Annotated in this window: 7 protein-coding genes and 1 pseudogene; 7 read left to right on the plus strand and 1 reads right to left on the minus strand. The window is 71.8% G+C overall.

Going from position 1 to position 9,647, the window contains the following annotated elements; genetic code table 11:
- The first annotated feature begins 9 nt into the window (after positions 1-9).
- From PLJ28_RS10515 to PLJ28_RS10540, 6 genes are all read left to right on the plus strand, one after another.
- Positions 10-807 carry an SDR family oxidoreductase gene (locus tag PLJ28_RS10515; RefSeq protein WP_183525280.1) on the plus strand — a complete coding sequence of 266 codons (798 nt, stop codon included), beginning with the start codon at positions 10-12 and terminating at the stop codon, positions 805-807.
- A gap of 366 nt (positions 808-1,173) precedes the next feature.
- Positions 1,174-4,653, plus strand: a complete 3,480-nt coding sequence (gene ileS / locus PLJ28_RS10520; protein ID WP_183525283.1) for an isoleucine--tRNA ligase — start codon at positions 1,174-1,176, stop codon at positions 4,651-4,653.
- The gene (locus PLJ28_RS10525) at positions 4,650-6,314 is read left to right on the plus strand and encodes a bifunctional folylpolyglutamate synthase/dihydrofolate synthase (protein ID WP_183525286.1); all 1,665 of its coding nucleotides are present in this window, start codon (positions 4,650-4,652) and stop codon (positions 6,312-6,314) included. The genes ileS and PLJ28_RS10525 overlap by 4 nt, the downstream gene beginning before the upstream one ends.
- Positions 6,311-6,826 (plus strand): DUF4233 domain-containing protein, encoded by a 516-nt coding sequence (locus PLJ28_RS10530; RefSeq protein WP_183525289.1) that lies wholly within the window; start codon positions 6,311-6,313, stop codon positions 6,824-6,826. Before PLJ28_RS10525 ends, PLJ28_RS10530 begins: the two co-directional genes overlap by 4 nt.
- 173 nt (positions 6,827-6,999) lie before the next feature.
- Positions 7,000-7,422 carry a nucleoside-diphosphate kinase gene (ndk, locus tag PLJ28_RS10535; RefSeq protein WP_183525292.1) on the plus strand — a complete coding sequence of 141 codons (423 nt, stop codon included), beginning with the start codon at positions 7,000-7,002 and terminating at the stop codon, positions 7,420-7,422.
- 70 nt (positions 7,423-7,492) lie between these two features.
- Positions 7,493-8,029, plus strand: a complete 537-nt coding sequence (locus PLJ28_RS10540) for a GyrI-like domain-containing protein (protein ID WP_183525295.1) — start codon at positions 7,493-7,495, stop codon at positions 8,027-8,029.
- Positions 8,030-8,042: 13 nt separating this feature from the next.
- Here PLJ28_RS10540 and PLJ28_RS10545 read toward each other — a convergent pair whose 3' ends face one another.
- Positions 8,043-8,783, minus strand: coding sequence for a vitamin K epoxide reductase family protein (locus PLJ28_RS10545; protein ID WP_324590105.1), 741 nt, complete (start codon positions 8,781-8,783; stop codon positions 8,043-8,045).
- 467 nt (positions 8,784-9,250) lie between these two features.
- Here PLJ28_RS10545 and PLJ28_RS10550 point away from each other — a divergent pair.
- Positions 9,251-9,647: pseudogene (locus PLJ28_RS10550) on the plus strand (hypothetical protein); the annotation flags it as partial.

Genomic DNA, 9,647 nt, shown 5'->3' on the forward strand with positions numbered 1-9,647 from the left:
AGTGGTGCCATGACCGAGACCCAGAGCACACCAGAGTCAGAGCACGCGGGGCGCCACGCCGCCGTCGTGACCGGGGCCTCCTCCGGGATCGGCCGCGCCACCGCCCTGCGGCTGGCCGCCGAGGGGTGGACGGTGTTCGCCGTCGCCCGCCGCGCCGCCCGCCTGCAGGCACTCGCCGAGGAGGCCGCCGGCTCGCCGGGACGGATCGTGGCGCTGCCGGCGGACGTGACGTCCGCACGGGAGATGTACTGGGTGCGCGACCAGGTCGCGGAGAACGGCGGGGTGGACACGGTGCTGTGCATCGCCGGCGGTGCGCTGGGCACGGACCGCGTGTCCGAGGGCGGACTGGACGACTGGGACTGGATGTTCCGGGTCAACGTCCAGGGCACGCTGAACACCGTGCAGGCCCTCCTGCCGATGCTCCGGGAGACCGGGCGGGGCACCGTGCTGGTGCTGACCTCGACGGCGGCGCTGGCCAGCTACGAGGGTGGCGGCGGGTACAACGCGGCCAAGATGGCCGAACACGGTCTCGTCGGGGCGCTGCGCCTGGAGGAGGCCGAGCACAACGTGCGCGTGGTGGAGGTGCTGCCCGGGATGGTGCACACCGAGGAGTTCACCCGGAACCGGCTGCGCGGCGACCAGGCGGCCGCGGACAGCGTCTACGCGGGTGTGGAGAAGCCCCTGACCGCCGAGGACGTGGCGGACGTCTGCGCGTATGCCGTGTCCGTGCCGCACCACGTCAACCTGGACCAGGTCGTGATGCGGCCGGTCGCCCAGGCCGCCCAGTTCAAGGTGATCCGGACGTGAGGACCCGGTGACCCACGCGCGCACGACCGTGGCGTAGAATCGGCGGCAAAGCACTGACCCGGCCATCACCGGTGAGCTTCCGGAAGAACAGGCGCGTGCTGCCGCCGGCGGACCCGGGTCCGCCAGGCGCCAGGACGGCCCCAGTAGAACCGGACGGGTAAGCCCGTCACAGCAGTCACGAGCGGTCGCCCGGGCCCTCGGAGGCCCACGGCCGGCGCCCGCCGGACCCGGGCCCACCGGAACGGGGCGGCAAGCAGGGTGGTACCGCGCCGCCGTCGTCCCCGGGGAACACCCCGGGAGGCGGCCAGGCGTCCTTGCAGACACGCAGCAGAACGCAGCCCACGTCGAGACAAGGACGGCCACACCGTGTACCCCCTCGCCAGTTCCGACCCGCACGCGGAGTCCCAGAACACCACCCCGGCCTCACCGCGCTTCCCCGAGATCGAGCGGCGCATCCTGCAGTACTGGGAGGAGGACGGGACCTTCCAGGCCTCCATCGAGCACCGTCCCGCCCACCGCGAGGACGGCACGCCGAACGAGTTCGTCTTCTATGACGGCCCGCCCTTCGCCAACGGCCTGCCGCACTACGGGCACCTGCTGACCGGTTACGTCAAGGACCTCGTGGCCCGCTACCAGACCCAGCAGGGCCGCCGCGTGGAGCGCCGCTTCGGCTGGGACACCCACGGGCTGCCCGCCGAGCTGGAGGCGATGAAGCAGCTGGGGATGACGGACAAGGCCCAGATCGAGGGCATGGGCATCGATGCGTTCAACGACGCCTGCCGAGCCTCGGTGCTGAAGTACACCGAGGAGTGGAAGGACTACGTCAACCGGCAGGCCCGCTGGGTGGACTTCGAGAACGACTACAAGACCCTGAACCCCGAGTTCATGGAGTCCGTGCTCTGGGCCTTCAAGACCCTGCACGACAAGGGCCTGACGTACCGCGGCTTCCGCGTGCTGCCCTACTGCTGGAAGGACGAGACCCCGCTGTCCAACCACGAGCTGCGCATGGACGAGGACGTCTACAAGTCCCGCCAGGATCCCTCCGTCACGGTGGCCTTCCCGATCACCGGCCTGCCCGCGGACGCGGAGCTGGTGCCCGCCGGCGGGGCCGACGCCGGCCTGGCCGCAGAGCTCACCGGCGTGCGCGTGCTGGCCTGGACCACCACGCCGTGGACGCTGCCGACCAACGAGGCGCTCGTGGTCGGGCCCGAGATCACCTACGCGGTGGTCCCGGCCGGTCCGGACGCCGCGGAGGACGTGGCCGGTCACCGGTACCTGCTGGCCCAGGACCTGCTCGGTGCGCACGCCCGGGAGCTGGGCTACGCCGACGCCGGCGCGATCACCGAGGCGGTGACGGCCACCTACCCCGGCACCCGGCTGGGCGGACTGCTGTACGAGCCGCTGTTCACCTACTTCGCGGACGCCGAGGCCTACGGCACCGGGCGGGCGTGGCGGCTGCTCGTGGACGACTACGTCTCCACGGACGACGGCACCGGCGTGGTCCACCAGGCCCCCGCCTACGGTGAGGACGACCAGCGGGTCTGTGAGGCCAACGGCATCCCGGTCATCCTCTCGGTGGACGAGGGCGCCCGGTTCCTGCCGCTGTTCGGGGACGAGGCCCGCGGCGACGGCGTGCTCAAGGACATCGCCGGCGTCCAGGTGTTCGAGGCGAACCGGACCATCATCCGGGCGCTGCGCGCGGCCGGGAAGCTGGTCAGGGAGGCCTCCTACGAGCACTCCTACCCGCACTGCTGGCGTTGCCGCACCCCGCTGATCTACCGCGCCATCACCTCTTGGTACGTCTCCGTCACCTCGTTCAAGGACCGGATGGTCGAGCTCAACGAGCAGATCACCTGGATCCCGGAGAACGTCAAGCACGGCCAGTTCGGCAAGTGGCTGGAGAACGCCCGGGACTGGTCCATCTCCCGCAACCGGTACTGGGGCTCGCCGATCCCGGTGTGGGAGTCCGACCACCCGGACCACCCGCGCCAGGAGGTCTACGGCTCGCTGGCCGAGCTCGAGGAGGCCTTCGGCCGGCTGCCGCGCAACGCCGCCGGCGAGGTGGACCTGCACCGGCCCTGGATCGACGACCTGACCCGCCCGCACCCCGACCCGGAGGCCGCCGCCGCCGGGGCGACGATGCGCCGCGTCGAGGACGTCCTGGACGTCTGGTTCGACTCCGGCTCGATGCCGTACGCCCAGGTGCACTACCCGTTCGAGAACCGCGAGTGGTTCGACGGCGGCCACAACCCGGCCGACTTCATCGTGGAGTACATCGGCCAGACCCGCGGCTGGTTCTACACCATGCACGTGCTGGCCACCGCCCTGTTCGACCGGCCCGCGTTCTCCAACGTCATCAGCCACGGGATCGTGCTCGGCTCGGACGGGCAGAAGATGTCCAAGTCCCTGAAGAACTACCCGGACGTCTCCGAGGTCCTGGACCGCGACGGCTCCGACGCGATGCGCTGGTTCCTCATGGCCTCCCCGATCCTGCGCGGCGGCAACCTGGTCGTCACGGAGGAGGGCATCCGCGAGGGCACCCGCCAGGTGCTGCTGCCGGCCTGGAACGTGTGGCACTTCTTCAGCCTCTACGCCAACTCCGCCCGCGGCCTGTCCGCAGAGGGCGGCAAACGGCCGGAGGGCTACCGCGCCCAGGCCCGGTACGAGTCCACCGACCCGCTGGACCAGTACATCCTGGCCGCCACGGCGCGCATGCTCACCGAGGTCAAGTCCGGACTGGACGCCTACGAGGTCTCGGACGCCACGGAGGCGCTGCGCGTCTACATGGACACCATGACCAACTGGTACGTGCGCCGGTCCCGCCAGCGGTTCTTCGACGAGGACACCCAGGCCCTGGACGTCCTGTACACCTGCCTCGAGGCCTTCTGCCGGGCCGCGGCCCCGCTGATGCCGCTGGTCTCGGAGGAGATCTGGCGCGGGCTGACCGGTGGCCGTTCGGTGCACCTGACCGACTACCCGGACCCGGCACCGTTCCTGTCCGGCTTCGCGTCGGCGGAGGAGGCCGGGCGGCTGGTGGAGCGGATGGAGACGGTGCGCCGCATCGCCTCGGCCGGTTCCTCCCTGCGCAAGGGGGCCAAGCGGCGGGTGCGACTGCCGCTGCAGTCGCTGACCGTAGTGGTGCCCGGCGCCGCCGGACTGGCGGGCCCCTACGCCGACATCATCCGGGACGAGCTGAACCTGAAGTCCGTGGACCTGCAGGACGCGGGCGAGGTCTCCGCCGCGGACTACGGCATCAGCCAGTCCCTGGCGGTCAACGCCCGGGCCGCCGGACCGCGGCTGGGCAAGCAGGTCCAGGCCGTCATCAAGGCCGCGAAGTCCGGTGACTGGCGGCTCGAGGAGGACGGCACGGTGGTGGCCGGCGGTATCGAGCTGGCCGAGGGGGAGTACTCCCTGCAGACCACCGTGGGGGCACCGGCCGGTGCGGACGGTGCCCCCGACGGCGGGGGCGCGGCCGATGATCGCGCCGTCGCCGTCGTGCCCGGCGGCTTCCTGGTCCTGGACACCTCCGTGTCCGCGGAGCTGGCGGCCGAGGGCACGGCGCGGGACGTGGTCCGTGCCGTGCAGTCGGCCCGCAAGGACGCCGGACTGGAGGTCTCGGACCGGGTGCGGACCGTGATCACCGGACCGGCCGCCGTCGTGCAGGCCGTGGACGCGCACCGGGACCTGGTCTCGGGCGAGACCCTGACCGTGGAGCTGGTGCTGGAGGACTCCGGTGCCGCGGACCCGCGCCGGGACCCGGCCGAGGACGCCACCAGGACCGTCCAGGTGGCGGTCGCCCCGGTCGCCGCCGTCGCCGGGGCCGTGACCGCGGGGGGTGACGCGTGAGCGCCGCGGCTGCCGGCGGGGGACCCCGGACGGTGGAGGCCGTCTACCGGGACCTGCTCGCCCGGGCCCCGGAGAACAAGATGGAACCGCGCATGGCGCCGCTCTGGCGGGCCATGGAACTGCTCGGCGAGCCCCAGAAGGCCGCCCCGGTCATCCACCTGACCGGGACCAACGGCAAGACCTCCACGGCGCGGATCATCGAGTCCGTGCTGCGGGCGTACGGGCTGCGGACCGGACGGTACACCTCACCGCACCTGACCTCCGTGACCGAGCGGATCAGCATCGACGGCGCCCCGGTGCCGAACGAGACGTTCGTGCGGATCTGGAACGAGATCCTGCCGGTGGTCCGGGTCGTGGACGCCGAGCTGGAGGCGGCCGGGGAGAACCGGCTGACCTACTTCGAGTGCGTGACCATCCTGGGCTTCGCCGTGTTCGCGGACGAGCCGGTGGACGTGGTGGTGCTCGAGGTGGGCCTGGGCGGCATCACCGATGCCACCAACGTGGCCGACGGAGTGGTCTCCGTGGTGACGCCGATCTCCGCGGACCACACCGACCTGCTGGGGGACACCGACGCCGAGATCGCCCGGGAGAAGGCCGGGATCATCAAGCCCGGCGGATTCCTCGTCTCGGCCGCCCAGGACCCGGAGGCGGCACAGGTGTTGCTGGACGCGGCGCGTGCCGTGGACGCCCCGTTCCGCTTCGAGGGGGTGGACTTCGGCGTGGAGTCCCGCTCGGTGGCGGTCGGCGGCCAGCAGGTCACCGTGCAGGGCATCGCCGGGCGCTACCCGGATCTGACCCTGCCGCTGCACGGAGAGCACCAGGCCGAGAACCTGGCGGTGGCCGTGGCGGCGCTGGAGGCGTTCTTCGGCGGCGAGAGGGAACTGGAATCCGGGCTGCTGCAGGAAGGCGTGGGCGCCGTGTCCACACCGGGCCGGATGGAGGTGGTGCGCACCGCGCCGACCCTCGTGGTCGATGCCGCTCACAACCCCGCCGGGATCGCCGCCACCGCCAAGGCCCTGCAGGAGGCCTTCGGCTTCGAGAAGCTGGTGCTGGTGGTGGGCATCCTGCGGGAGAAGGACGCGCTGGAGATGCTGACCGTGCTCTACCGGCAGTTCGGGGACCTGGTCGAGGACCTCTGCCTGACCCAGTCGGACTCGCCGCGGGCGATCCCGGCGGGCGAACTGGCCCAGACCGCGCTGGACGCGGGCTGGCCCGAGGACGACATCCACGCCACTGAGTCCATCCCGGACGCCCTGGAGTGGGCCGTGGGCCGGGCGGAGGCCACCGAGGGCGCCGGCGCCGGAACCGGTGGCGGCGTGCTCGTGACCGGGTCCATCACCCTGGTGGCCGAGGTGCGCGAGCTGCTCGGCGCCCCGGCGGCCGAGGCGGCGATGCCCGGGGCCCCCGGCGTGGTCCCGGTGGCACCCGGGGTCGAGGTGTTCGCGGACATGGGGCTGGAACTCGGTGACGGCCTGGACGAGGACGAGGACGACGAGGACATCTTCGCCGACGACACCTATGGCCTCGCCGAGGCGGAGGCGGGTGACGGATCCGCCCGCGCCGGGGGCCCGGAGCGGGCCGCGGGGCAGGATGACGACACCTTCGGCGTCGAGGACGCCGGGCACGATGACGGCTCGAGGGATCGGGGGAGGACGACGTGAGCGACCAGCAGTCCGGACAGGCCGGCCCGCCCGCTGACGGCGCCTCGGAGCAACCCGGCCGCGAGTCCTGGCGGCCCGCCCGCGAGACGAGGGCCCAACGTGAGTGGAAGCCCGGCCAGGTGAAGAAGGCCCGCTCCATCCGTGCCACGTTCACCTCGAGCGTGCTCGTCCTGGAGGCGCTGGTCCTGGTGCTCTTCGGACTGGCCCTGTTCGGCGTCCACCGGGGGGAGCCCCAGGCCGGCTGGATCCTGGGGGTCTCCCTGGTCCTCGCCGTCGTCGCGATCTTCACCTGTGCCCTGGTCCGCAAGCCGGTGGGCATCTGGATCGGCTGGGGCCTGCAGGTGGTCCTGCTGCTCGGGGTCTTCCTGGAGTACACGATGGTGATCATCGGGGTCGGCTTCGGCCTCGCGTGGTGGTACGCCGTCACCAAGGGCGGCCAGATCGACCGCGAGAACCGCCGCCGGGCCGAGGCGGAGGCACGCTGGCGCGCCGAGCACCCGGACGCCGAGTGAACCCCGCGGTCCGTGGCGGGCACCGGAACGCGGTGTCCGCCACGGCCGCCGGTCCGTGGCGGATGGATGCGCCAGGCCCTCTCGAGGGACCGTTAGGGTTGACCTGACGGCCAGCGGGCATCCTCCGACTGGCCCCCGCCCATGTCCATGACCGAATCCACCCAGGAGCGATTGTGACCACTCACCCCGAACAGACCCTCGTCCTCATCAAGCCGGACGGCGTCGCCCGCAACCTCACCGGACAGATCCTGGCCCGCATCGAGGCCAAGGGCTACGTCATCGCCGACCTGAAGATGCAGGTCCCGACCCGCGAGATGCTGGTCAGGCACTACGAGGAGCACGAGGGCAAGCCGTTCTTCGAGCCGCTGGTCGAGTTCATGGGGTCCGGCCCGGTCGTGGCCGTGCGCGTCCAGGGCCACCGGGTCATCGAGGGCTTCCGCTCCCTGGCCGGGGCCACCGAGCCGACCGCTGCCGCGCCGGGGACCATCCGCGGTGACCTCGGCCGCGACTGGGGCGAGTCCGTCCAGAAGAACCTGGTCCACGGCTCGGACTCCACGCTCTCCGCCGAGCGCGAGCTGGGGATCTGGTTCGCCTGACCGCGCGCCGGCGGGGCACGGCGCAGGAGGGGAGTGGCCGCACGGCCACCCTGGTCCCTAGGATCGCTCCATGAGCACCCAGCCCGATGCCCCGTACTTCCTGGGCGGCCCGTACCGTGAACTCACGGTCCTCGACGCCCCGGAGGTCCCCACCGTGGTCACCGTGGCCAGGGACTATCCGATGGACCGGATGGCGGAGATCTTCGACTCCACGTTCAGCGCACTGTTCCCCGCGCTCGGCGAGCAGGGGATCCAACCGGTGGGTCCGGCCTTCGCCCTGCACACCCGGATGCCCACGGACACGGTGGACTTCGAGGTCGGTGTCCCCGTGGACCGCCCGCTGCCGGGGGCGAGGACCGCGGGGCCCGGCCCGACCCTGTCACCCTCGCGGCTGCCGGGGGGCCGGATCGCCGTCATCTCCCACCTCGGCCCCTACGACGGGCTCGGGGAGGCGTGGTCGCGCTTCATGCAGGCCGTGGCGGACTCCGGCCACCAGCCCGCCCTGCCCTTCTGGGAGGTCTACGTGACCGAGCCCAGCCCGGACGCCGACCCCTCGACGATGCGCACGGACCTGGTCACCCTGCTGGCTGTCCGGGAGGGCGCGTGAGCGCCTCTCCCGCCTAGAAGAAGGCGTTGGAGAACCGGAGCATGATCGAGGCCAGCACGCCCACGTAGAGCAGGGCGATGATCGGCCAGGACCACTCGGCGGCGAACGTCCGCACCCCGGCCGGTGCCGGGATCACGCCGTGTTGCAGGTTGCGCGAGGTGAGCAGCACGAACATCGGGATCATCATGGCCCAGACCACCATGCAGTACAGGCACAGGATGTTGATCTCGTAGACGGCCTGGCTCCACAGCCACACGCAGAACGCGAAGCCGAGCAGCACGCCGACGTTCATCCCGATCCAGTACCAGCGACGGAACCGGGCCCCGGCGAACAGGGCCATGGCGATGGTGATGATGATCGAGAACGCCACGAGGCCGATGAACTGGTTGGGGAAGCCGAACAACTGGGACTGCCAGGTCTTCATGACCTCGCCGCAGGAGACCCACGGGTTGATGTCGCAGCTGGTGATGTGACTGGGATCGTTCCACAGCATCACCCGCTCGGCCACCAGCGCGACCGTGCCGTACATCCCGATCAGCCCGGTGACCAGCAGCATCCAGGCGGTCCCCAGCGGGCGTGCGTACCAACTCGGCCGGCGCTCGTCGACGGTCCCTGTGTCGGCGCCCCCGGTGGGCGCACCGTCGTCCCCGATCCCGGGGCCGGGTTCCAGGCTCACGTCGTGGCCGTGGCCGTGGCCGTGATCGGGATCGTGGTCGGAACCGGGAGGGGAGGTCTGTGGCGCGTGGGAGTTCACCCGACCATGGTATGACCCCTCGGTACGGCACCGGGATCCGGTGCCCGGATTCCGCACCGTGATCCCGCTGATCTGGCCCGCCGTGTGAGAGAATGATCGGTGACCCACCGGTGGCCACACCATCGGCAGGGTCCATCGGACGGCCACCGGGCCGGCGGCACAGGACTGGGGCAGTGTGGAAAGACTGTCCGGCTGGAGGGACGCGGACCGCGCGTCCCCGGCCATACGAGAGCCGCTTCCGGCACGTGTCACTGCGCGTGAGACCGGGCAGGCGTCCGATGGTTCCGGCCTTGCGCGTCCGCATCCAGCGGAGACCAGGGACCCGGTTCACCTCAGACTTTCTGGAGTCCGTCGACGGCGGCACCCCGAGCACCGCACCGGCGGATCGGGGGCAACGCCACCGGGAACGGACCTGGCCGCCCTGTGGGCGCGAGTGTGGCGTGCCGGCAGGGCAGGAGGTGCTGTCCATGGCAGCCAACGATCGAGACCACGCAGAATCCACCGAAGCCCTCGAACCCGGTGGGACCACCGAGAACATCGAGAACCCCGAGAACACCGTGACCCCCGACGTCACCCCGCAGGCCGGCGCCGCAGGGACGTCGACGGACGCCCAGCCGGCGCAGGACGCCGCAGGCGCCGCCGGCACCCTGGAGACCCCCGCGGCGGATGCCGCCGAGCAGGAGACGCCCGTCACGGTCGCACCCGTCGACCTGGAGGCCCCGGCCGATTCCGCTCCTGCAGTTGAGGCGGAGACGACGGCCGGGACCGACGCGCCGGACCCCCGGGCGGCGATTGAGCAGGCTGCCCCGGAAGCCCCGGAAGCCCCGGAAGCCCCGGAAGCCCCGGAAGCCCCGGAAGCCCCGG

The sequence above is a fragment of the Citricoccus sp. genome (assembly GCF_035445025.1).
Classification (GTDB): Bacteria; Actinomycetota; Actinomycetes; order Actinomycetales; family Micrococcaceae; genus Citricoccus.